Raw genomic sequence first — 22,615 nt, forward strand, 5'->3', positions numbered from 1 at the left:
CGATGAGCAGCACCATCAACTACATGTCACTGCCGACTTACGTGCCCGGCCGGCTCGTCCTCGACAGCTCGTCTTGGGCATGCTCGGATTTTCGGCTCCGCATCTTCGACTACGCACCGCTCGACGTCGACATTCCGCCGCTCGACGACTATCTCGTGGTCATCTACCGCCAGGGCGAAACGGCCATGAACCGGCGGGTCACCGGGCCGTGGCGGCAGGACCGGGTCGGGCGCGGCGTGGTCAGTCTGCTGACCCGCGCCGAGAATTCGCACTGGCATTGGGGCGACCGGGTCGAGGTGACCCATTTCTATATCTCGCCATCCAGCATGATCCGCACCGCCAACGAGGTTTTCGACCAGCCGGCCGAGCGTCTGGAATTGCGCGACGTCCTGCGCGCCGACGATGGCGTCCTGGAGTTGATCGCCCGTCAGGCGGCTCACGAAGTGGCGGCGGGCGAGGCCGGAGGGCGGCTGTTCGTCGATGCGCTGGCGCTGCAGGCCAATATCCACATTCTGCGCAACTATGCCTCGATCACCTTTCGGCGCCCGCCGGCGCATGGGCCGCTGTCGCGCTGCCACGCGCAGCGCATCGCCGAATTCCTGCGCGACAATCTTGGCCGGAACGTCTCGCTTGCCGAACTGGCCGCGGTCACCGGCTTTGCGCCGGATGCCTTTGCGCGCAAGTTCCGCGCCTATTTCGGCGTGCCGCCGCATAGCTACGTGACGCAGATGCGCGTCGAGGCGGCGGCGGCGCATCTGCGGCGCGGCGCCCTGTCGATCAAGGAAATCGCGCTCCTGACAGGCTTTGCCGACCAGAGCCACCTGACCCGCATCTTCCGCAAGGAAATGGGCACGACGCCGGCCGACTACCGCCGCGACCAGCGCAGCACCATTGCGCTCGCGACGGGTCGCCCCGACGCGTGTGACCGGCTATCCGGCGCCGCCGCAGCGCGGCCATATTGGCCCGCAGCCGGCCGCCCATCCCTTCTGGCCGCCCATCCCTTCTGGCCCCCGCGCTACCCTTCGGCCAGCCGCCGCGCGAGGGCCGGCGCGAGGCCCGTGCTCGGCTTGGCGGCCGGGCGCCGATAGTTGCCGACCGTCGGCTTGGCGGGATCCAGCGCGACCAGCGCCTCCGCCTGCTTGACCGCCGCCACCATGGCGTCGACGCAGGGCACCGGCACGCGGTCGCGCACCCGGGCGGCCAGCCCGGCCAGCGGCGCGCCGCCGAGCACGATCACGTCGGCCCCGTCCTCGCCGATCGCCCGGCCGGCCAGGGCGACCAGATGATCCTCCATCTCGGCCTGCACGCTGTCGATCGACGCGAAGGCCCGATCCAGGCAACGCACGCCGGTCGCGCGGCCCTGCAACCCGTTGGCCTCGATGCATTCCTGGTACCAGGGCTCCATCGCCGGCGTGAAGGTGACGACCGCGAAGCGACGGCCGAGCATCAGCGCCGTGACCATCGCCGCCTCCGCATAGCCGACGACCGGGATGTCGAGCAGTTCGCGCGCCGCGCCGAGGCCGGGATCGCCGAAGGCGGCGACGATGACGGCATCGAAGCCGGCCGCCCGCTCGGCCAGCGTCTCCAGGAGGACGGCGCCGCCGATCTGGGCTTCGATGCGGCTGGAGATATAGGGCACGCCGCGCGGCGCGGTGGCGCCGACCAGGTCCGTGCCGGGCGCGGCGGCGCTGCGGCCGACCGCGAGCAGGCGCTCGGTGACGCTCTCGCTGGTGTTGGGATTGGCGACCAGGATCCTCATGCACGCCCCCACGGTGCCGCAGGCCGGCCGGCCTTCCAAAGCCCGGCGACATCGAGGACGGCCTCGATCCGCTCCGCAAAGCCGATCAGACGGAAATCCCAGCCGCGTGCGGCCGCGACCTGCAATCCGAACGGCAGGCCGTCGCCATTGCGGCCGGCCGGCAGCGAGATCGCCGGGACCTGGGCGTGGTTGAAGAAGGGCGTGAAGACCGCATGGGCGCGCGGGGCGACGGCGACGCCGCCGATCGTCTCCGGCCCGAGCCGGTCGTTCGGCCAGGCGCAGCAGGGCACCGTCGGGGCGAGCAGGAAATCGACATCCAGGAAGAAGCGGGCCACCGCGCGACGGATATCCTGCGAGAGGAGAAAGGCGCGCGAGACGGTCGGCCCGTCCATGGCCAGCCCCTGCTCGATCTGCCGGCCGACATCGGGATCGAACAGGGACGGGTCGCGCATCCAGGCCTCGCCATGGATCGCCGCCAGACCGGCGAACTGGATCGGCATCAGCGACAGCTCGGTCAGCCCCTCCGGCCAGACGGGATCGCGCCGCTCGACCGTCAGTCCGGCAGCCTGAAGGGCGGCGACCGCCGTCTCGAGGCCCTCGGCCACGGCGGCGTCGACCGGCACGTCGAGCCCGAGTTTCGGCGACCAGGCGATGCGCGGGGCGGCAGGGCCGTCCCGGCCGTCGAAGAGCGCAATCAGGCTTTCGGCATCGCGCGGGTCGGGACCGGCCAGGACCGCCATGACCAGGCGGATATCGGCGACCGCATTGGCGATCGGCGAGATGCAGGAGAGCCCGCCGAACGGGCTCGCGAAGCCGGGCCCGCGCGGCACGGCGCCGTAGGAGGGCTTGTAGCCGACCGCGCCGACATGGGCCGGCGGTCGCCGGCTCGACCCACCGCCGTCGGTACCGAGCGCGACCGGCACGAGCCCGGCCGCCACGGCGGAGGCGGGACCGCCGGAGGAGCCGCCCGGCGTCAGGCGCGGGTCCTGCGGATGGCGCGTCGTGCCATAGACCTTGTTGGTCGTCATGCCCTTGCAGGCGAATTCGGACGAATTGGCCATGCCCATCACGACCGCGCCGGCGGCGCGCATGCGGGCGATGCCGATCGCGTCGGCCGGCGGGCGGAAATCGGCGAAGAGCCGCGATCCCTGCGTCACGCGCCGGCCGGCGACCCAGAGATTGTCCTTGACCAGGATCGGCACCCCGGCGAGCGGCAGTCTTTCGCCGGCCGCCAGCCGGACATCGACGGCCTCTGCCGCGACCCGGCCTTCGTCGGGATCGAAATCGACCACCGCCACCAGATCCGCCGCCGCCTCGATCCGGCGCGCGGCATCGGCCGCGACCTCGGCCGCCGATACCGCGCCCGCTCCAACCGCCGCGGCGATCGCCACCGCGCCGGTTTCCTCATCGATCGTCATGCCGTTTCCCTCATTGAATGTCGCCGGCCGCTGCTGCGAACGGGATGGATGCCGCAGATGGCGCCGTTCGGGCCGGGGCCGTCTGCCCGAAATTGCGGCATGCGCGCTCGCCGCCTTCCCGCTACCACCGTGCCCGAACGTGATCTCCGCGGAGCCTTCCGGACATGACCCTGCGCATCGGCATGCTGACCCCGTCGTCCAACACCGTCCTGGAGCCGGTCACGGCCGCGATGGTCCGCGACCTTGCCGACGTGACGGCGCATTTCTCGCGCTTCAAGGTCACCGAGATCGCGCTCGACCGGGCCGCGCTCGGCCAGTTCGAGGACCAGCCGATGCTGGCGGCGGCCGAACTGCTCGGCCATGCCCATGTCGACGTGGTGACCTGGAACGGCACCAGCGCCAGCTGGCTCGGCCTCGATCGCGACCGCGCCCTGGCCGACCGGCTCGCTGCCGCGGCCGGCGCCCGCGCCAGCACCTGCGTGCTCGCGCTGTTCGACCTGTTCGCGCGCACGAACATCCGCTCGATCGGGCTGGTCACGCCCTACACGGCCGATGTCCAGACGCGCATCGCCGACGTTTACGGGCGGGAAGGCATCCGCGTCGTCGCCGAAAGCCATCTCGGCATCCGCGACAACTTCACCTTCGGTACCGTCGATGCGGCGACGCTCGACGGCCAGGTCGCAACTGTGGCGGCAGCGAAGCCCGATGCGATCGTGATCCTGTGTACCAATGTCGCCGGCGCACCGCATGCCGCCCGCTGGGAAGCCGAGCATGGCGTGGCGATCGCCGACAGTTGCGTCGTCACGCTCGACGGCGCCCTCCGCGCCGCCGGCCGCCCGGGCCTGCAGGCGCCGCGCTGGGGCCGGCTGTTCGCCTGACAGACGGCGCCCCGGCGCGCTCACGGCCCGATCTCCATCGATGGCGGCGGCGCCCGCCAGGCGAAGCCCGCCTCGGCCTCCAATCGGGCCGCGAAGGCGAGGAGCCGCGCCTCCTCGCCCGGCCGGCCGATCAGTTGCAGGCCGAAGGGCAGATCGTCGGACGGTGCCGGCAGCGTGACGACCGGAAAGCCGACCAGCGTGACCACGAAGGTCACGGTCAGATAGTCGAGAATATCGGCGAGCGGCCGGCCGTCGATCGCCAGAACCTCGCCGTCGGCATTCGGCCAGGGCATCACCGAAGCCGCCGGGGCGACCAGCACGTCGCGGGTTGCGAAGAAGGCGACGAACCGGCGCGAGAGCCGCGCCCGCGCCGCCTCGGCCTCCAGATAGCTGCGCGCGGTCAGGCCGCGGCCGGCACCGAGATTCCAGCGCACCGGGTCGGTCAGAAGATCCTCGCGCCCGGCGACCAGATCGGCCAGGCCGCGCTCGATCTGGGCGGCGCGCAGGGTCCGGAACGCGGCGGGGGCTTCCGCGCAGTCGGGATGCGCACGCTCGACCGGGCCGGCGACGGCGGCGATGCGGGCGACGGCCGCGTCGAAGCGATGCCGGACCGTGTCGGCGATCGGCGCGACACCGAAATCGGCGGAGGCGGCGACGCGAAGCATACTGGCCGCCGGTGCAAGACTCGACTCCGGCGCGGCGAGCGGCGGCCAGACGGTCCAGGACAAGGGATCGGCCGGATCGGGACCCGCCATCGCGGCGAGCATCAGGGCCGCATCGGCGACGGTGCGGGCCATGACACCGTGGCTGGCGAGCCCGGTCCAGGCGAGGTCGCGGCCCGGTTCGGCGATCCGGCCCGGCGTCGGACGCACCGAGACGATGCCGCAGAAGCCGGCCGGGGTGCGGACCGATCCGCCGAAATCGGTGCCCTGGGCGAGCGGCACCAGCCCGGCCGCCACCGCTGCGGCCGACCCGCCCGAGGAGCCGCCCGAGGTCAGGCGCAGGTCGTAGGGGTTGGCTGTCGGCCCCTGGATGCGGTTGGTGCAGACCGCGCCGAAGCCGAATTCCGGCGTGTTGGTCTTGCCGACGACGACCGCGCCGGCCGCCTTCAGGCGGGCCACCACTGGGTCGTCGGTCGCGGGGACATGGTCGGCGAAGAGCAGGGAGCCGCGCGTGGTCCTGAGATCCGCGGTATCGATCACGTCCTTGACGGCGACCGGCAGGCCATGCAGCGGCCCGACCGGCCGGTCGGACGCATCGAGCCGGCGCGCTGCGGCGATCGCTCCCTCGCGATCGACCGTGACGAAGGCCTTCAGTGCCGGATCGAACCGGGCGATCCGATCGAGCGCTGCCGTCACGACCGCCTCGGCCGAAACCTGCCGCGCCGCGAGGCGGGCGGCCAATGTGACGGCATCGTCAGGCCCCTCGGCGGCTCCAGGTCCGGATTGTCGGCTTTTCATGCAGCGACCCCGTGCGTCTGCCTCATTGTTGGGCGGCGGCCGCATTCGCGGTCGACTTCGAACCATTCAATACGATGATTTATCACAGGATTCACCAATCTGGCATGCCCATTGCTGAAGTCATGTGGTGCAAGACGGATGCCGGACGGGTGCGATGGTGCAGGGTGAAGGCATGGGCGGACGGTCCCTGGTGGTCGATGCGGTGACGCATCGCTACGGGACCAGTGTGGCGGTCCAGAACATCAATCTCGACATCCGCGCGGGCGAGTTGGTCGCCTTGCTCGGCCCCTCCGGTTGCGGCAAGACCACGCTGCTGCGGATCATCGCCGGCTTCGTCCGGCAGACCGAGGGTCGCATCATCCTGGCCGACGACATCGTCGACGACCTGCCGCCGAACCGGCGCCAGATCGGCATCGTGTTCCAGAACTACGCCCTGTTCCCACACATGACGGTCGCCGAGAACGTCGCCTACGGGCCGGCCGCGCAAGGCGTTGCGAAGGCGGCGCGCGAGGCGGAAGCGAAGCGGGTGCTGGAACTGGTCCGGCTCGGCCATCTCGCCGACCGGCTGCCGCGGCAATTGTCCGGCGGCCAACAGCAGCGCGTCGCGCTCGCCCGGGCGCTGGCGATCAAGCCGCGCATCCTGCTCCTCGACGAACCCTTCGCGGCGCTCGACAAGAACCTGCGCCTCGACATGCAGATCGAGATCAAGCGCCTGCAGCGGCTCTCCGGCGTGACGACCGTCATGGTCACCCACGACCAGGAGGAAGCCCTTTCGATGGCCGACCGCGTCGCGGTGCTGAGCCAGGGCCGGCTGGAGCAGTTCGCCTCGCCGCTCGACATCTACGACCGGCCGCAGACGCTGTTCGTCAACACCTTCGTCGGCACCTCGAACCAGATGCCCGGCGTGGTCACCGGGCCGGCCGGCGACGGCTTCGCCATCCGGCTGGATGCCGGCGCCGACATCATCGCCCAGGCGCCCGCCGGCGGCCTCGGCCCGGCCGCGCGCGCCACCCTGTGCATCCGGCCCGAGCATCTCGAGCTCTGCGACGACCCGGCCGGCTTCGCCGCGGTCGTCGAGATGGGCCTGCCGCTCGGGCCGACCGTCGTGCACGAGGTCCGCACCGCCGACGGCCTCGGCGTCAAGGTCGCGGAGCCGCGCCGCGCCGGCACCGAACTGCGCGCCCCCGGAACCCCGGTCCGCGTCCGCGTGGCGGCGCCGGGCCTCGCCTCCGCCTATCCCCTCCTGCCTTCGTGAGGATTGCCATGTCGTTGGATCGCCGTCATCTCCTGAAGACCGCCCTCGCCCTCGGCGCCATGCAGGCCTTCCCGGGCCTGACCTGGGCGCAGGCGCGCCCGCTGGTCTTCGCCACCTTCACCGGCAGTTGGGAGGAGGCCCACAAGGCCGTCCTGGTCCCGGCCTTCCGCAAGGCGACTGCGGACGCCCAGATCGTGCTCGACCCGATGCTGTCGGTCGACCAGATCGCCAAGGTCAATGCCGCCCGCGCCAACCCGCCGATCGACGTGATGCTGCACGATCCCGGGCCGGCGCTGGTCGCCATCGGGCAGGACCTGGTCGAGCCCTATCCGGTCGAGAAAAGCGCCTACTACAAGGACCTGATCTCGGAAGCGCAGGTCGACACCGGCCCGGCGCCGTTCTTCCAGGTGGTCGGCCTGACCTACAATCCGGAGGTCATCAAGACGCCGCCGACCTCCTGGGCGGATCTTTGGAAGCCGGAATTCAAGGGTCGCGTCGGCATCACCAACATGAACTCGACGCTCGGCACCGGCTTCATGGTCGAGATCGCCAAGATGCATGGCGGCTCGGAAGCCAATATCGACCCGGCCTTCGCGGCGATCGAGAAGCTGAAGCCGAACCTCGCCGCCGTGGCCGCCAATCCGGGCGCCCTGGCGACGCTGTTTCAGCAGGGCCAGATCGACATCTCGCCCGGCAACTTCAACGCCATCCAGATCCTCAAGGCCAAGGGCGTGCCGGTCGAGTTCGTCGCCCCGAAGGAAGGTGCGATCGCGTTCAAGACGACCATCCACATCGTCAAGAACTCGCCCAACAAGGAACTCGCCTTCAAGCTGATCGAGGCAGCCCTGTCGCCGGAGGTCCAGGCCAAGCTGATGGACAGCCCCTACCTGATCGTGCCGACCAACACCAAGGTCAAGATGGGTGGCGAGATCGCCAAGGTGCTGGCCAAGGATACCGACGATCTCAAGAAGAAGTTCGTGTTCCAGGACTGGAAGAAGATCAACGAGCAGCGCTCGGCCTGGATCGAGAAATTCAACCGCGAGATCAAGATCTGACGGACTGCTCGAGATCGCGGTCTGAGTCTCGGTGGGGGCTCGCGACTGCCAATACCTTCTGTCATTGCCGGGCTCGTCCCGGCAATCCAGCGGGACCTTCAGGGGTTGCAGGATCGAAAGCCTGGATGCCCGGGACAAGCCCCGGCATGACAGAAGCAGGGGGCGTTGCCGCAGCGATGCGGCGACGTCCGTCATACGGCACGACCGCCCAGCCTCTCTGTCATTGCCGGGCTCGTCCCGGCAATCCAGCGAGACCTCAAGGATCGCGGTGCGTGGCGCGAATGGAATCCCTTGCAATTCCAATGGTGAACGTCTGCGTTCCGGCCATCGCCACGTCAGGATGCCAATATGTCGTCTGCCAGTCCGACCGCCTATGACATGAAGCTGGCCCTGCCGCTGGCCGGCTTCCTGACGGCCTTCTTCGCCGCCCCGCTGGCGATCCTCTTCCTGCTCAGCCTGCAGGTCGACCCGAAGGGCAGCGCCTACGGACTGATCCAGTACACCAACTTCCTCGGCGACCTGTTCAGCCTCGGGGTGCTCGGCTCGACGCTTCTGCTCGGGCTGGAAGTCACCGCGCTCTGCCTGCTGCTCGGCTATCCGGTCGCCTGGATCTACACCCGCTCGGGGCCGAAGGTGCGCAGCCTGATCATCCTGATCGTGCTCCTGCCGCTGCTGACCTCGGTCGTGGTGCGCACCTTCGCCTGGATCGTCATCCTCGGTCGTCAGGGCATCGTCAATTCGACGCTGCTCTCGCTCGGGCTGGCCGAGACGCCGCTCAAGCTGCTCTACACGCAAGGTGGCCTGATCGTGGCGCTGGCCCAGGTGCAGATGCCGCTGACCATCCTGCCGCTGATCACCGCGATCGGACGGATCGATCCCAATCTCGGCGACGCCTCCGCCTCGCTCGGCGCCGGCCAGTGGCGCACCTTCGTCAAGATCATGCTGCCCTTGTCGCTGCCCGGCATCATCGCCGGCGCGATGCTGACCTATGCGGCTTCGATCACCGCCTTCATCACGCAGAGCCTGGTCGGCGGCGGGCAGATGCTGTTCATGCCGATGTATCTCTACCAGCAGGCCTCGACCTTGCAGAACTGGCCCTTCGCGGCGGCGATCTCGATCATCTTCCTGGTCGCCGTGCTGGCCGTCGTCACCCTCTTCAACCTGCTCGGCCGCCTGTCGCGCGGCTACGCCAACGCGTGAGGCCGCCATGCGGGTCGATTGGGAAGCCCTGTCCTTCCGCCTGGCGATGGGCCTCGTCGCCTTCGTCGCCCTGGTGCTGCTGGTCGCCCCGACCGCGGTGGTGATCATCGTCTCCTTCACCAGCGGCTTCTCGCTGCGCTTCCCGCCGCCCGGCTATTCGCTGCGCTGGTACGGCGAACTGCTCGATGCCTGGCAGCTGCATTTCGCCGCCATGAACAGCCTGAAGGTCGCGGCCTGGACGACCGGCCTGTCGGTGGTGCTCGGCACCATGGCGGCGCTCGCCATCGCGCGCTCGCCGAAATGGTCGGCGAAGCTGCTCGACAGCTTCTTCATGTCGCCCCTGGTGCTGCCGGCACTGGCCTTCGGGCTGGCCGGGCTGATGTTCTTCTCCGCCCTCGGCCTGCCGGTCTCGCCGATGACGCTGATCATCGGCCACACCGTCGTCTGCGTGCCCTATCTGGTGCGCAACACCGTGGCGGCGCTGTCGCAGCTCGATCCGAGCCTGCTCGAATGCTCGGCCAGCCTCGGCGCCGACCGGCTCTACACCTTCCGCCGGATCACGCTGCCGCTGATCCTCCCCGGTATCCTGGCCGGCGGTTTCATCGCCTTCATGTCGTCCTTCGACAATGTCCCGGTCTCGCTGTTCCTGCGCGATGCCGCCACCGACATGCTGCCGATCCGCATGTGGCAGGACCTGGAGGGCAAGCTCGACGTGACGATCGCGGCGCTCTCGGGCGTACTGATCGTCGTCACCATTGCGCTGATCATGGTGATGGAGCGGCTGACCGGGCTGTCGCGCCGGCTGGCCTGACGGATCGGCGGCGGCCCGGCGCGAGACACCCGGCCGCCCGCCTTGCCGGCCGGTCGGGCTTCGTGACAGATGGCGCGCGACAGCCGGCGCGGTTCAGACACCGCGGAACAGCTGGATGCCCCAGGGCGTGAACTTGAACGGAAGATGGTAGTGCTGCGCCACATCGCCGATCACGAAGCGGAACGGCACCAGGTCGAGAAAGGCCGTCTCGCGGGCCGAGTAGCCGGCCGCCCTGAGCCAGTCGCCGAGATGGAACAGGACTTCGTGCGGACCGGCGGCGATGCCCTCGCCGCGCACGCTCGGATGGTCGAGCTGGCCGTTGGCGCCGAGCCGGCCGGCGGCGATCACGCGGCGCTCGGGCTCCAGCGCGCAGAGTTCGACGAACAGTCCCTCTGCCGCGATACCCCGCGCGATGTCCACGCCGTGGATCGATACGCCGCCCGCCGCCATGCCGTCACTCCCTCTGCCGCTCCGGAGACGGCGCCATGGTAGCGGCCCCGGACCGGAATGCCAGCGCAGCCGCGACGGCCGCACCGATCGCCCCGCACACGGCCGGCCCACCGCCCGCCGACCCGCCACCCGCCGATCCCCCGTTGGTGCCGGCGCTCGCCACCATGATGGCGGTGCAGGCGGTGATCTCGATGGCGGTCTTCGCCCCCGGCGTGGTCGCGCCGCGCATCGGGCTCGATCCGTCGACGCTCGGGCTGTTCTCGACCGTCGTTTTCGCGGTTGCCGCCCTGGCTGCGCCGAAGAGCGGCGCGATGGTCGCGCGGCTCGGGCCGATGGGCGTGGTGGCGGCCTGCTGCCTCGCCACGGCGCTTGCCATGCTGGCAGCCTGTGCCGGATCGCTCGCCGGCCTGCTCGTGGCCGGGGCGCTGATCGGCTTCGCCTTCGGCCCGGAGACCCCGGCCAGCACGACGCTGCTCGGCCGGCTGACGCCGCCGGCCCGACGCTCCTTCGTCTTCTCGGTGCGCCAGACCGGCAACCAGATCGGCGCCGCGATCGGCTCGGTCGCGCTGCCGGCGCTGGTCGCGGTCGTCGAGCCGCGGCTCGGCTATGGGCTGGTCGCGGTTCTGGCCGGCGCGGTCGCGGTCCTCTGCTGGCGCATGGCGCCGCGTTACGATCGCACCGTGGCCGCCACGGGGGCGTCCGCCCGCATGCCGCTTGCCGACCTGTTCCGCTCCCGCCCGCTCGGAACGCTGGCGCTGGCCTCCGCGGCCTTCGGGGCGATGCAGCTCGGGCTGAATACCTTCTTCGTCAGCCACGCCGTCACCGGCCTCGGTCACCCCCATGTCGCTGCCGGTATTGCCCTCGGCGTCGCGCAGATCGCCGGGCTGGTCGGACGGCTCGGCTGGGGGGCGGCGGTCGGCTGGGTCGGCACGCCGCGCGGCGTCATCGCCGGGCTCGGCATCGGCATGTCGGTCGCCGCCGCGACGCTGGCGCTGGCCGGCCCGGCCCTGCCCTTCTGGGCGCTGGTGCTGCTGGCAGCCCTGTTCGGCACCACGGCCAGCGGCTGGAACGGCCTCTTCGTCGCCGAGATGGCGCGCCTCGCCCCGCCCGGCCGGGTCGCCGAGACGACCGGCGCCGTCCTGACCGTCACCTATCTCGGACTGCTCGCCGGTCCCGGGCTGGTGGCCGCGACCGCCGCGGCCGGCGGTCTCGGCCTGAGCTTCCTGGTGCTCGCCGGCGTCTCGATGCTCGGCACGCTGGCGCTGATTGCGGGAGGCCGTCCTTGAGCGAAGTCGTCGACCTGACCCCGCGCCGTCCCGCGCCCCGGCCGCGCCAGCCGCCCGCCTCGTTGTCAGATCAGGCCGTCGCGCGCCTGCGGGACATGATCGTGCTCCTGGAGATCGCTCCGGGAGCGGTCCTCAGCGAACCGCATCTGACCGCAATCCTCGGCGCCTCGCGCACGCCGGTGCGCGAGGCCCTGAAGCTGCTCGCCGCCGAGGGCCTGGTGATCCTGCGCCGCAACCGCGCCGCCGTCGTCGCGCCGCTCGACGAGGCCGAATTGCATCACCTGTTCGAGGTCGAGGTGGCCCTGGAGAGCCACGCCGCCCTGCTTGCCGCGACCCGCATGAGCCAGGCCGCGCTCGACCAGCTCGCCCGCCTGCAGGTCCAGCTCGAGGACCGCCACCAGGCCGGCGACTGGGCCGGCTATATCCGCGTCAACCAGCGCATCCATTCCGCCGTGGTCGCCGGCGCCGACAACCCGGCCCTCGCCGAGACCCATGCGCGCATCCTCGGCCGCCTCGCCCGGGCACGCAATGTCGGCCTGACGGCAGCCGGTCGCATGGAGGAATCGATCGCCGAGCATCGGGCGATCCTGGCCGCCCTGCAGGCGCGCGATGCCGAACGCGCACGCACGCTGTTCGCCGCTCACGTCGAGCGGACCGGCGAGCTGGTCGCCCGCCACTGCGCCGAACGCAAGCCCGGCGCCGCCCGCCGCCGCTCCGCGCGGTGACGGCGCCGTCAGGCTCGGGTCACTTCAGCCAGGCCTGCAGACGGTCGGCGGCCTCGACGATGTCGGTCTCGGTGCCAGCAAAAGAGAAGCGGATGAAGCCGTGGCCGCGCGCGGCGTCGAAATCCGGCCCCGGCGTCGCTGCGACTCCAGCCTCGACCAGCATCCGGCGGGCGAATTCGAGGCTGTCGTTGGAGAACCGCTTGACCGAGGCATAGACGTAGAAGGCGCCGTCGACCGGCAGCAACTCGTCGAAGCCGATCCGCGGCAACCGGTCGATGAGGACCGCGCGGTTGGCCGCATAGACCGCCCGGGTGGCGTCGAGTTCCACCGCGGAGGCCGGGTCGAAGGCGGCGACGGCGGCGCGCTGCGAGATCTCGTTGTTGGAAAGGTAGAGATTCTGCGCCAGCCGGTCGACCGGGCGGACCAGCATCTCGGGCAGCACCATCCAGCCGATACGCCAACCGGTCATGCAGTAATATTTCGAGAAGCTGTTGACGACGATCGCCCGCGGCGAGAATTCGAGCGCGCTGCGCTGCTCGCCGGCGAAGACGAGGCCGTGATAGATCTCGTCCGAGATGAACCACAGGCCGAGTTCGTCGGCGACCTCGACCAGCGCCTTGAGCGCTTCCGGCGAATACATGGTGCCGGTCGGGTTGGCCGGGCTGGCGATCAGGATGCCGTGCAGCGGCTTCTGGGCATGGGCGCGGCGGATCATGTCCGGCGTCAGCGCCCAGCGGGTGTCCGCGCCGGTCTCGATCTCGACCGCCTCGATGCCGAGCGCGCCGAGCAGGTTGCGATAGGCCGGATAGCCGGGCGTCGGCATGGCGACGCGCTGGCCGACATCGAAGGCGGCCAGGAAGGCGAGACTGAAGGCGCCCGAGGACCCGGCCGTCACGGCAATGCGGTCGGGCGAAACGTCCAGCCCATAGGCCCCGGCATAGTGACCCGCGATCGCCTCGCGCAGCGGACGGATGCCCATCGCCTCGGTGTAGCCGAGCCGGCCCGAGGCGATCGCCGCCTGGGCCGCGGCCACGACCGGCTTCGGCGCCGGCGCACCGGGCTGGCCGACCTCCATGCGCACGACCCGGTGGCCCTGGCGCTCGCGCTCGACGGCCGCCGCCAGCACCTCCATGGCGATGAAAGGCTCGACGCGGCTGCGATTGGACGGCTGGAACGGCATGGCGGTCTCCGGTGTCGGGCGCTTGCGCGCGACGCTCTATCAGGTCGCAGCCCTGAGACAAGGCCCCGTGCCGCAGCCTCGAGCGGCAATTTGGAGCGCGCTGTGCCGGAACCCGGCAGCGGCAGCCCCGGACGGGGCCGCCCTCCCTCAAGCCGCCGTCCCTCAAGCAGATGTGAGACCGGCATCGCGAGCCCGGCTTCGCGGATCGGCGCCGATATCCTATAAGGCTGATCACGCCTGGGCTGCGGTCCGGCCGAACCGGAGTTCGCGATCGATGAAGCTGCGCCTCGCCGTCCTTGCCCTCCTCGCCGCCCTCGTCCTGCCCTTCGCGGGTTGGGCGACCCGGCCGGCCGTCGCCGCCGAGGCGCTGACGGCGCAACAGAAGACGGCCGTCGAAGGCCTGATCCGCAGCTATCTTCTGGAACATCCCGAACTGCTCGAAGAGGTCATGACGGCGCTCGAGAAGAAGCGTGCCGACGAGGCTGCGCTGGCCCGCAACCAGATCATTTCCGAGAAGGCCGGCATCCTGTTCAATTCGGCGCGGCAGGTCGTGCTCGGCAATCCGAAGGGCGACGTGACCGTCGTGGAGTTCTTCGACTACCGCTGCGGCTACTGCAAGCGCGCGCATTCCGACATGGCGGCCCTCCTCAAGGAAGATGGCAAGATCCGCTTCGTGCTGAAGGAGTTCCCGGTGCTCGGCCCGGCCTCGAAGGAGGCCGCCCGGGTGGCGGTGGCGGTCAGCCGGATCGCACCCGAAAAGTATGCCGACTTCCACCAGAAGCTCCTGCTCGGCCGCGGCGAAGCCAACCTGGCGCGCGCGACCGAGGTTGCGCTTGCGATCGGCATCGACAAGGCGCGTCTCGAAACCGAGATGGGCAGCCCGGAGATCGAGGCGACGCTGGACGAGAGCTACGCCCTTGCCAACGGGCTCGGCCTGACCGGAACGCCCTCCTACGTGATCGGCAACACCGTCGTGCCGGGCGCCGTCGGCTACGACCAGCTGAAGCAGCTCGTGTCCCAGGCCCGTTGCGGCACGACGACCTGCTGAGATCGGGTCCGACGCCTCATCCCGCGCCACGTTCGCCGGCCAGCCCGATGGGGGCTTTTCCTGGCCGGCCCGAGCCCCTATAAAGCGCGCCTGCAGCCGGCCCCCGAGCGGGATCGACTCGGGGTGGCTTCGGCCGCTCCGGCGATCGCGAAGCGGGGCCGCAACCCGGGCGGCGGGAGCCTTGCGAGGCTCTACCGGATCCTCCGGGCGGATCGGCCGCCGGCACGGCCCAGGATGGACATGTCGATCCCAGTCTTCGCCGAGTGTCGTTTCCCCGTCGCCGACCGGCCAGCCCTGGCCGGCTTTCGGTGCCTGCGGGAACGATGCCGCCGAGGTCGCCTCCCCTGATCCGGCGCGGTGCCCGCTCCGGAGCGGACGCGCCGGCCCTCAAAGGCTCGAGTAACGTAATGGCCACCACGAAGAAACCCTTCGACACCGATCTGATCCGCGATCTCGCGATGCTGATCGCCGAGACGGACCTGACCGAAATCGAAGTCGCCCATGGCGACCTGAAGATCCGCGTCGCCCGTAACGTGACCATCACGGCGCCGGTGCATATGGCGCCGGCCCCGAGCTATGCGCCGCCGGTGCCGACCTCGGCGCCCGGCACGGCCGCGCCGGTCTCGGACTTCGCCGGCCATCCGGGGCTGGTCAAGTCGCCCATGGTGGGCACCGCCTATCGCGCCGCCGAACCGGGCAGCGCCCCCTTCGTCGACATCGGCTCCAAGGTGCGCGAGGGCCAGACCCTGCTGATCGTCGAGGCCATGAAGACCATGAACCAGATTCCGGCCCCGCGCGCCGGGACGGTCACCGCCATCCTGTTCGACGACGCCGCGCCGGTGGAATATGGCGAGCCCCTGGTCGTGATCGAGTGAGCCAAGGACCCGCGCGGATGTTCAACAAGATCCTGATCGCCAACCGCGGCGAGATCGCCCTGCGCGTGCTGCGCGCCTGCAAGGAGCTCGGCATCAAGACCGTGGCGGTCCACTCGACCGCGGATGCCGACGCCATGCATGTCCGCCTCGCCGACGAGAGCGTCTGCATCGGCCCGCCGCCCGCGCGCGACAGCTACCTGAACATCCCGCAGCTGGTCGCCGCCTGCGAGATCACCGGCGCGGACGCGGTCCATCCGGGCTACGGCTTCCTGTCCGAGAATGCCCGCTTCGCCGAGATCGTCGAGGCGCATGGCGTCAAGTTCATCGGCCCGACGGCGGAGCATATCCGCATCATGGGCGACAAGATCGAGGCCAAGCGCACCGCCGAGAAGCTCGGCATTCCGGTCGTGCCGGGCTCCAACGGCGGCGTGTCGAGCGAGCAGGACGCGCTCCGGGTCGCGGCGGAGATCGGCTATCCGGTGCTGATCAAGGCGGCCGCCGGCGGCGGCGGACGCGGCATGAAGGTGGCCAAGACCGAGGACGACCTCGTCGAGGCCTATTCGACCGCCCGCACCGAGGCCCGCAACGCCTTCGGCGACGATTCGGTCTATATCGAGAAATATCTCAGTCGGCCGCGCCATATCGAAATCCAGGTCATGGGCGACGGCAAGGGCAACGCCATCCATCTCGGCGAGCGCGACTGTTCGCTGCAGCGCCGCCACCAGAAGATCTGGGAAGAGGCCGGCTCGCCCGCCCTCAATGCCGAGGAGCGCGACCGCATCGGCGGCGTCGTCGCCAAGGCGATCGCCGATCTCGGCTATGCCGGCGCCGGCACGATCGAATTCCTCTACGAGGACGGCGAGTTCTACTTCATCGAGATGAACACCCGCCTGCAGGTCGAGCACCCGGTGACCGAGGCGATCACCGGCATCGACCTCGTCAACGAGCAGATCCGGGTCGCCTCCGGCGCGACGCTGTCGGTGCGCCAGGAGGACGTGAAGTTCAACGGCCACGCCATCGAGTGCCGGATCAACGCCGAGAACCCGGCCACCTTCACGCCGTCCCCGGGCCGGATCACCTATTACCACCCGCCCGGCGGGCTCGGCGTGCGGGTCGATTCGGGCGTCTACCAGGGCTATTCGATCCCGCCCTACTACGACAGCCTGATCGGCAAGCTGATCGTGCACGGCCGCAACCGCGTCGAGTGCATGATGCGGCTGCGGCGCTGCCTGGACGAGTTCGTGGTCGACGGCATCGAGACGACGATCCCGCTGTTCCGCAAACTGGTCGAGAACCAGGACATCGCCAACGGCCAGTACGACATCCACTGGCTCGAGCGCTTCCTGGCGTCCAAGCCTTTCGCCGACGGGGCCTGACGCGTCGATGGCCGGCCGGAGCGGGTCCAGCGTCGACATCACCCCGGACATCCTGCTGCGCGCCTATGCGGTCGGCATCTTCCCGATGGCCGAATCGGCCGACGACCCGGGCCTGTTCTGGGTCGAGCCGGAGCGGCGCGGCATCATCCCGCTCGACGGCTTCCATGTCGGCCGGCGCCTCGCCCGCACCGTCAAGGCCGACAAGTTCGAGATCCGCTGCGACAGCGATTTCGCAGGAGTGATGGACGGCTGCGCCGCGCCCGCCCCGGGCCGGCGCAAGACCTGGATCAACGCCCGCATCCGCGAGCTCTACACAGCCCTGCACCATATGGGCTGTGCCCATTCGGTCGAATCCTGGATGGGCGAGGAGCTGGTCGGCGGTCTCTATGGCGTCACGCTCGGCGGCGCCTTCTTCGGCGAGAGCATGTTCTCGCGCGAGACCGACGCGTCCAAGGTCGCGCTGGTCCACCTCGTCGCCCGCCTGAAGGCCGGCGGCTACACCCTGCTCGACACCCAGTTCGTCACCGAACACCTGTCCGGCTTCGGCGCCGTCGAGGTCTCGCGCCGCGAGTACCAGCGCCTGCTCGAACGCGCCATCGTCCTGGAGGCGAATTTCGCCGCCCTGCCGAAGACTGGGGTGACGGGGGCTGAGGTGATGGATGCTTTGATTCGCACGTAACGCGGAGCCTGTTCGTGGACTCCTTCACCCAAAGCGAACTCGTCTAGAATCTTACGATCTTTTGAATTTTCAGTTCACGACAAAAGACACCACATCGCAAGTGATGTATTTGGAGATATTCTCATGGATATCTGTGGTAGAGTTGTACGTTCCCCAGAATTTCTTCCTTTGAAGCCCATCTTAAGAAAATGGAGTCGATGCATCGCAATCTACTCTGATCGGCATTGCGGTAAGTATGCAGCATATTATTTTGGAGAGCGAACAAATGTTTCGATTCTAAATGCTGCTAGCTGGATCGCAGGAGCGGTTTCGATAGAAGAATACGCCCTTGAGAAAGGGCAAGATATGGATACTTACAACGGCCGAGCTGATCTTTACATTCAGGCTGACAATCAATGCTTTTCGGTCGAAGCAAAACATTGCTGGGACAACATACATGCCCCAAAACGATCAATACTCATTAGAAATAAAATAAAAGAGTGCATACGTGATGCCAGAAATGTCGACGAGGGCTTGCAAGTCGCTATAACTTTTATCGCTCCAGAATGTGAGTCAAAGCGTCATAAAGAATTTTTGGAAAACCCTCGAACGACGATTAAGACATACATAAAAGCACTGAATTCTGAATTCTCCGGTGCTGGCTTTTTGGCTTGGAGTTTTCCAAATTCCAACCTTATGACCAAAGGATCAAATCAAAATTACTGGCCTGGCGTTGTTATGATCGGGTACGGAGTCGACGGGATCATTTAGCGCGGACTCAATAACCTGGCCCTGTCACTGCTTCACCGCAGTCGCCGGGACGTCGTTCGACGTGGCTTTGCAGGCGGTCAGCCAGATGTCGTAGACGGGGTGCTCGACGGCGTGCAGGCCGGGGCTGTCGGCGAACATCCAGCCTGTGAAGATGCGGCGGATCTTGTTGTCGAGCGTGATCTCGTCGACCTCGACGAAGGTGGTGGTCAGCGGCGCGATGGTCTGCGGGCGCGAATAGCAGACGCGCGGGGTCACCTGCAGGGCGCCGAACTGGACCGTCTCGTTGATCGCCACGTCGAAGGCGATGATCCGGCCGGTGATCTTGTCGAGCCCGGAGAAATTGGCGATCGGCTGCGAGATCTTGGTGCCGTCGTCGGGGGACGGCGGCGGGGGCGGCTGGCGGCGGCCCTGGCTTTGCGCATAGGCGGCCCCGCCGAGGGCGATGGTTCCGGCCGCAAGGGCAGCCACCAGGATATGCGCCCGAAGAGTCCGTCCGCCCGTCATGCCGCGTCCGCTTGTCCCTGCCCTGCCGGAAATGCCCCGCCGGACGTGCCCCGTTGAGAAATCTCGACCCGGCGGCCGACCGCCCGGAAGCGGTCGACTCGGCCCCGCGGCCGGCCGCACCGGTCGCCCGCTTGCGGGCTTCCGGCGGCGTCGGTCCCATATCACGCGTCTAGCGGGGCGAGAAGGCGAGATTCGGGCAGCGCGGGGATGATGCTCCGCCGGCCTCCCGACCGGCCCGCATCGGGATCGACCGGATGCCGTCAGCGCCCCCTTAACCTTGACGCCCGATTCACCCTGCCCCTTGAGCGGGCCTTAAGCGTGCGCGGTCCCAATGGCCCTCGAAAGCGGGTGGCGACGGGAGGGTCGGGTGCACGCAAGGCTCTTTCATCCGGGGTTCGGCGTCATGCCGGTGCGCTTCTGCCTGTCCGTTCTTCTTGGCGCCGCTCTGGCCGGCTGCTCGGACGAGACCGGATTTGCCGGCGCCGCAGCCGCCGCCACCGCGGAAAGCGCCGGCCCGGCGGCCGCCCCGCCTGCCGACCGTTCCCCTGCCGCCGCGCAGCCGGCGACCACCCCCACCGGAATCGTCCCAGCCGGCGCCGCCCCCACCGGTCGCCGCTTCCCCGTCGAGGGGACCTGGATCTGGGCCGATGGTGGCCGCTGGCTGCCGGCGCGCAATGTCGGCTGCCGCGAGAGCCAGGCGAAGCTGTCGCTGAAACCGCATGCGATCGAGGTCACGGCCGGCGCGTGGCACCACGCCGCCTTCACGGTGATCGAGTGGCACGCGGACGCCGCAGACCGGGTGCGGCTGCGGCTCGAGGAGAAGACCAGCCTCGGCCGGCGCCGCCTCCTGGTCACGCTCAATCTGGCCGAACCCGGCTTCGTGCGCTTCGCCGACGCCACCGACGAACGCGGCCGGCCGCTCGCCGGCTATCGCGAACGCGACGGCCGGGAAATCGGCCCCGAGGAGGATCGGGCGATGCTGGCCAAGGCCTTCACGTTGATCCGCTGTGCCGGATCGAGTCCCGCCCCCGACGCGACCGCATTGCTGCGCGGTGCGACGCCGGGCGAACGTCTCCGGGTGATCCGATGAGCACCAACCGTCCCCGCCTGCGTCCGGGCGTCAACATCCTGCCGCGCGCCGCCCGCACGGCGGCGGTCGACCGCGATTCCGACCTGCTCTCCTTCGACGAGTACACCGCCTTCGCCACCTGGGTCGACCCGATCGGACGCGTCTGCCGGGCACCGATCGAACCCGACGGCGACGGAACCTATCGCCGCTGGCTGCTGCCGGACGGCACGCCCGGCGCCATCGAACGGCCGCGCAGCACGGTGCATTGATCGAGGCGAACGTGCGAAGCGGGCATCCCGGCCTCAGCGTCGGTTAGTAATCCTTTTGCTCTACTGAGTACTTCGCTCGAAGACAAATGGTGTCAAATACTTCCCGACAGGGGACGGCTTCGTCACTTGATGTCTGATCCTTGATCAAGCGAGTGGAAATTCATAGACGCGCACCTTGTAACACCGCGTGGCAGCACCGATATTCAAAGTATTCAAGATTCATTGAACATAAAATTCCGTTTCACAATTTCTTTTGATAGCATTATTCAATATCATAGAAAGTACTTTGCGCCTCTTTATATGTTAGTCGACTTGTCAGTGAAACAGTTTGAGCTCGGAGCAGAATACGATTCACATAAACAATCATAAAGCACAAATAATTATATACAACCAGTATGAGTAAGACATAGATAGATATTTCAATATCGATGTAATGCCATCGACTTATCTGGTCGACCAAATACCAAGTAAACATAAGAAGATTATAGTGTATACCAAATCTCGTAGCAGCAAGAATGATGACCGGTGTATTCATGAGGAAGTTGAAAATTTTTCCCATCTCAATACTACCTTTTAGTCACACAGATCACACCTTCCTTACCACTTTATTTTTATTCTTCTCACCCCGGCCGACCCTATGGGCCGCGCTTCGCTGGCGGGTCAACTCCGCGCCAAGCGGCGGTTATCGTCAACCTGTGCGCCCGACATGCAAAAGGCAGGGCTGATCCGGCCCTGCCTTCGCAATCGCACTTTGCTTTCAGCGATCACGCCAGAGCGGCCGGATCTCCCCGCTTTCGCCGGGCGCCCGCGCCAAGCCTTTGCCGCTCGCAGACAGGGCACCCATCCGGACGCTTCAGGATGACCTGACCGACCGGTCAGGCCGCAGCCGTCACTTCGGCTGCCAGGCCTGATAGTCGGCCGAGGCGCTCGCGCGCCGGGCAGCCCCGAGAATCGAGCCCTTCGGGCGGTAGGCGCCCGGCGTCCCGGTCAGGTTCGGCTGATGCGGCAGTTCCCATTCGCGCACGCGGTGGCCGTCGCGGCTGGGGATCACGTCGGTGCGGTGATGCATCCAGCCGAACCAGCCCGGCGGGATGGTGGTCGGCTCGGCATAGCCGGCATAGATCACCCAGCGCCGCTGGACGCCGAGCGTCGGATCGATCGCCCCGCCCTTGGTCCGGTAATAGGCGTTGCCGAACTCGTCGTGACCGACCAGTTCGCCGTTGCGGCGGGTATGCACCATCGTGCCGATGGTGTGCCCGTTCCACCAGGTGAAGAGCTTCAGCAGGAAATCGATCATCGCGCGCGCATCCCGGGCGCCGGATGCCGGGGCGGCGGGCTGTCTCGCCGCGGTCCCGGTGCCGGCATGGGTGTCGGTGCGCCGCCCGCAAGCCGTGGCGGAACACCAGGAACGGGGCGTTTATGGCGCCTCGGCGCCGGCCTGTCCAGTCGCACGATCGTCGGAGCGCCGGCGCACCGCCGCAAAGGCCGAACGGGAGCCGGACGCCGCGGCGCCCTGCCCGTCCGCGGGCCGGTAGGGATCGGCCAGATGCGGATCGGGCGCAACCGGATGGGGTCGATACGGAACCTCCGCGGCCGGCCGGCGGCGCTCCGAAGGGGTGCCGAGCACCAGCGTGTCGTCGTCCTCCGGCAGGCCGCGCAGGGCGTTCCAGCGCGTCTTCTGGGTGGCGAGCAGACGGAGCGTGCCCTCCAGATGGAAGACGCTGCCGGTTTCGTCGAGATCGAACCGGCGGTCGTCCGCCAGGATGGACAGGATCCGGGTGACCAGCGTGTTCGGCGCGAAGGGCTTGGCGATCACCGACTGGATGCCGCACAGAATGGCGTGGCGGATCAGGCGCAGGGTCGGATGGGCGGTGACCAGGATGACCGGCACCAGCGCCAGCGCCCCGGCCTTGGCCTGGCGCATGGTGCGCACCAGTTTCAGCCCGCTGGTCGGCTTCATGCGCCAATCGATGATGGCGAGATGCGGTGGTTCGACCGCCATGGCGACGAGCGCGTCCTCGGCGCTGTCGAAGCAGCGCACGCGTGCGACACGGCAGCCATGCAGAATCGACCGGAGGATCGCCTGCATCGGACGCGAATCGTCGACCACGACCACATCGAGCGATTCGAGAGCGAGCCCGAAGGCCCGATGATGCCGCATGGGCTACCTCGCCATCGTCGCATCCGCCGCGGGTTCGCGCGCGCTGCAAACGATTTGGCCCGCGATCCGAGGGACCCGGCCGACCTGTCGCGATCCTGCCACGGTCGGCTTAAGTGTCGGTTGCCGTGCCCGGGCGAGTTTCGATCGAATTGTCGCAATCGCCCCGCGGACCGGCCGAGCTTTGCCGGCAACGGCCCGGCCCGATTGGCGAATTCGCCGCTCTCCCCGTTATCCACACGCCCCGACGCAACATATAGCCGGCTGAGGGCACCGACGCCCCCAAGTCTTGACCTCCCAAACAGACTCGGACTAGCTTCGAAGCCATCGGATCGCGGCCCGTCCGGCGGGTGAAAGATCCGGCATAAGTTCCTGAAAATGTACTGAAATCGGATCGGGTCGCGGATCTT

Annotated in this window: 23 protein-coding genes; 15 read left to right on the plus strand and 8 right to left on the minus strand. The window is 68.4% G+C overall.

The window, feature by feature from the left end; translation table 11 throughout:
- The first annotated feature begins 2 nt into the window (after positions 1-2).
- Entirely contained in the window at positions 3-1,088 is a 1,086-nt protein-coding gene (locus ABB55_RS02390) for a helix-turn-helix domain-containing protein (protein WP_152981896.1), read from the plus strand.
- On the opposite strand, the gene ABB55_RS02395 is transcribed toward ABB55_RS02390, so the two are convergent.
- On the minus strand, positions 1,016-1,759 hold the full coding sequence (locus ABB55_RS02395; RefSeq protein WP_054361798.1) for an aspartate/glutamate racemase family protein: 744 nt from the start codon (positions 1,757-1,759) through the stop codon (positions 1,016-1,018). The two genes, ABB55_RS02390 and ABB55_RS02395, sit on opposite strands and share 73 nt — an antisense overlap.
- Complete coding sequence (locus tag ABB55_RS02400; protein ID WP_054357373.1) at positions 1,756-3,177, minus strand: amidase; 1,422 nt, start codon at positions 3,175-3,177, stop codon at positions 1,756-1,758. Before ABB55_RS02400 ends, ABB55_RS02395 begins: the two co-directional genes overlap by 4 nt.
- Positions 3,178-3,341: 164 nt before the next feature.
- Here ABB55_RS02400 and ABB55_RS02405 point away from each other — a divergent pair, with 164 nt between their 5' ends.
- Positions 3,342-4,055, plus strand: a complete 714-nt coding sequence (locus tag ABB55_RS02405; protein ID WP_152981897.1) for a maleate cis-trans isomerase family protein — start codon at positions 3,342-3,344, stop codon at positions 4,053-4,055.
- Between the two features lie 20 nt (positions 4,056-4,075).
- Here ABB55_RS02405 and ABB55_RS02410 read toward each other — a convergent pair whose 3' ends face one another.
- Entirely contained in the window at positions 4,076-5,515 is a 1,440-nt protein-coding gene (locus ABB55_RS02410; RefSeq protein ID WP_054357374.1) for an amidase, read from the minus strand.
- 154 nt (positions 5,516-5,669) lie between these two features.
- On the opposite strand from ABB55_RS02410, the gene ABB55_RS02415 reads away from it, so the two are divergent.
- From ABB55_RS02415 to ABB55_RS02430, 4 genes are all read left to right on the plus strand, one after another.
- The gene (locus tag ABB55_RS02415; protein ID WP_054357375.1) at positions 5,670-6,770 is read left to right on the plus strand and encodes an ABC transporter ATP-binding protein; all 1,101 of its coding nucleotides are present in this window, start codon (positions 5,670-5,672) and stop codon (positions 6,768-6,770) included.
- 8 nt (positions 6,771-6,778) lie between these two features.
- A complete protein-coding gene (locus tag ABB55_RS02420) occupies positions 6,779-7,825 on the plus strand; it encodes an ABC transporter substrate-binding protein (protein WP_054357376.1) in 1,047 nt (348 codons plus the stop codon).
- A gap of 348 nt (positions 7,826-8,173) precedes the next feature.
- Positions 8,174-9,025, plus strand: coding sequence for an ABC transporter permease (locus ABB55_RS02425; protein ID WP_054357377.1), 852 nt, complete (start codon positions 8,174-8,176; stop codon positions 9,023-9,025).
- 7 nt (positions 9,026-9,032) lie between these two features.
- Positions 9,033-9,836 carry an ABC transporter permease gene (locus ABB55_RS02430; RefSeq protein ID WP_054357378.1) on the plus strand — a complete coding sequence of 268 codons (804 nt, stop codon included), beginning with the start codon at positions 9,033-9,035 and terminating at the stop codon, positions 9,834-9,836.
- Between the two features lie 93 nt (positions 9,837-9,929).
- Here ABB55_RS02430 and ABB55_RS02435 read toward each other — a convergent pair whose 3' ends face one another.
- Positions 9,930-10,286: a hydroxyisourate hydrolase gene (locus tag ABB55_RS02435; RefSeq protein ID WP_054357379.1), complete on the minus strand. Its 357-nt coding sequence runs from the start codon at positions 10,284-10,286 to the stop codon at positions 9,930-9,932.
- 35 nt (positions 10,287-10,321) lie between these two features.
- Here ABB55_RS02435 and ABB55_RS02440 point away from each other — a divergent pair, with 35 nt between their 5' ends.
- Together ABB55_RS02440 and ABB55_RS02445 are read left to right on the plus strand one after the other, a co-directional pair.
- Positions 10,322-11,572 (plus strand): MFS transporter, encoded by a 1,251-nt coding sequence (locus tag ABB55_RS02440; protein WP_083463288.1) that lies wholly within the window; start codon positions 10,322-10,324, stop codon positions 11,570-11,572.
- Entirely contained in the window at positions 11,569-12,297 is a 729-nt protein-coding gene (locus tag ABB55_RS02445; RefSeq protein WP_244471954.1) for a GntR family transcriptional regulator, read from the plus strand. The genes ABB55_RS02440 and ABB55_RS02445 overlap by 4 nt, the downstream gene beginning before the upstream one ends.
- Before the next feature lie 19 nt (positions 12,298-12,316).
- Here the strand turns inward: ABB55_RS02445 and ABB55_RS02450 are convergent, their stop codons facing one another.
- Positions 12,317-13,477, minus strand: a complete 1,161-nt coding sequence (locus tag ABB55_RS02450; RefSeq protein ID WP_054357380.1) for a pyridoxal phosphate-dependent aminotransferase — start codon at positions 13,475-13,477, stop codon at positions 12,317-12,319.
- A 274-nt stretch (positions 13,478-13,751) separates the two neighbouring features.
- Between ABB55_RS02450 and ABB55_RS02455 the strand changes: the two genes are divergently transcribed.
- The 5 genes from ABB55_RS02455 to ABB55_RS29490 all read left to right on the plus strand — a co-directional run bounded on the left by ABB55_RS02455 (position 13,752) and on the right by ABB55_RS29490 (position 18,205).
- Entirely contained in the window at positions 13,752-14,525 is a 774-nt protein-coding gene (locus tag ABB55_RS02455; RefSeq protein ID WP_054357381.1) for a DsbA family protein, read from the plus strand.
- A gap of 407 nt (positions 14,526-14,932) precedes the next feature.
- On the plus strand, positions 14,933-15,400 hold the full coding sequence (gene accB, locus ABB55_RS02460) for an acetyl-CoA carboxylase biotin carboxyl carrier protein (RefSeq protein WP_054357382.1): 468 nt from the start codon (positions 14,933-14,935) through the stop codon (positions 15,398-15,400).
- Positions 15,401-15,417: 17 nt separating this feature from the next.
- Positions 15,418-16,776 (plus strand): acetyl-CoA carboxylase biotin carboxylase subunit, encoded by a 1,359-nt coding sequence (gene accC / locus ABB55_RS02465; RefSeq protein ID WP_054357383.1) that lies wholly within the window; start codon positions 15,418-15,420, stop codon positions 16,774-16,776.
- A 7-nt stretch (positions 16,777-16,783) separates the two neighbouring features.
- Positions 16,784-17,455: a leucyl/phenylalanyl-tRNA--protein transferase gene (aat, locus tag ABB55_RS02470; RefSeq protein WP_054357384.1), complete on the plus strand. Its 672-nt coding sequence runs from the start codon at positions 16,784-16,786 to the stop codon at positions 17,453-17,455.
- Between the two features lie 123 nt (positions 17,456-17,578).
- Positions 17,579-18,205, plus strand: a complete 627-nt coding sequence (locus tag ABB55_RS29490; RefSeq protein WP_152981898.1) for a hypothetical protein — start codon at positions 17,579-17,581, stop codon at positions 18,203-18,205.
- A gap of 24 nt (positions 18,206-18,229) precedes the next feature.
- On the opposite strand, the gene ABB55_RS02475 is transcribed toward ABB55_RS29490, so the two are convergent.
- A complete protein-coding gene (locus ABB55_RS02475; RefSeq protein ID WP_054357385.1) occupies positions 18,230-18,709 on the minus strand; it encodes a DUF2155 domain-containing protein in 480 nt (159 codons plus the stop codon).
- 367 nt (positions 18,710-19,076) lie between these two features.
- Here ABB55_RS02475 and ABB55_RS29495 point away from each other — a divergent pair, with 367 nt between their 5' ends.
- Positions 19,077-19,799, plus strand: a complete 723-nt coding sequence (locus ABB55_RS29495) for a hypothetical protein (protein ID WP_054357386.1) — start codon at positions 19,077-19,079, stop codon at positions 19,797-19,799.
- On the plus strand, positions 19,796-20,047 hold the full coding sequence (locus tag ABB55_RS02485; RefSeq protein ID WP_054357387.1) for a hypothetical protein: 252 nt from the start codon (positions 19,796-19,798) through the stop codon (positions 20,045-20,047). Before ABB55_RS29495 ends, ABB55_RS02485 begins: the two co-directional genes overlap by 4 nt.
- Positions 20,048-20,936: 889 nt before the next feature.
- Here ABB55_RS02485 and ABB55_RS02490 read toward each other — a convergent pair.
- The gene (locus ABB55_RS02490; protein WP_054357388.1) at positions 20,937-21,344 is read right to left on the minus strand and encodes an NADH:ubiquinone oxidoreductase subunit NDUFA12; all 408 of its coding nucleotides are present in this window, start codon (positions 21,342-21,344) and stop codon (positions 20,937-20,939) included.
- A 120-nt stretch (positions 21,345-21,464) separates the two neighbouring features.
- On the minus strand, positions 21,465-22,208 hold the full coding sequence (locus tag ABB55_RS02495; RefSeq protein ID WP_054357389.1) for a response regulator: 744 nt from the start codon (positions 22,206-22,208) through the stop codon (positions 21,465-21,467).
- Positions 22,209-22,615: the final 407 nt, after the last annotated feature.

This window comes from Prosthecodimorpha hirschii (assembly GCF_001305515.1).
Taxonomy (GTDB): Bacteria; Pseudomonadota; Alphaproteobacteria; order Rhizobiales; family Ancalomicrobiaceae; genus Prosthecodimorpha; species Prosthecodimorpha hirschii.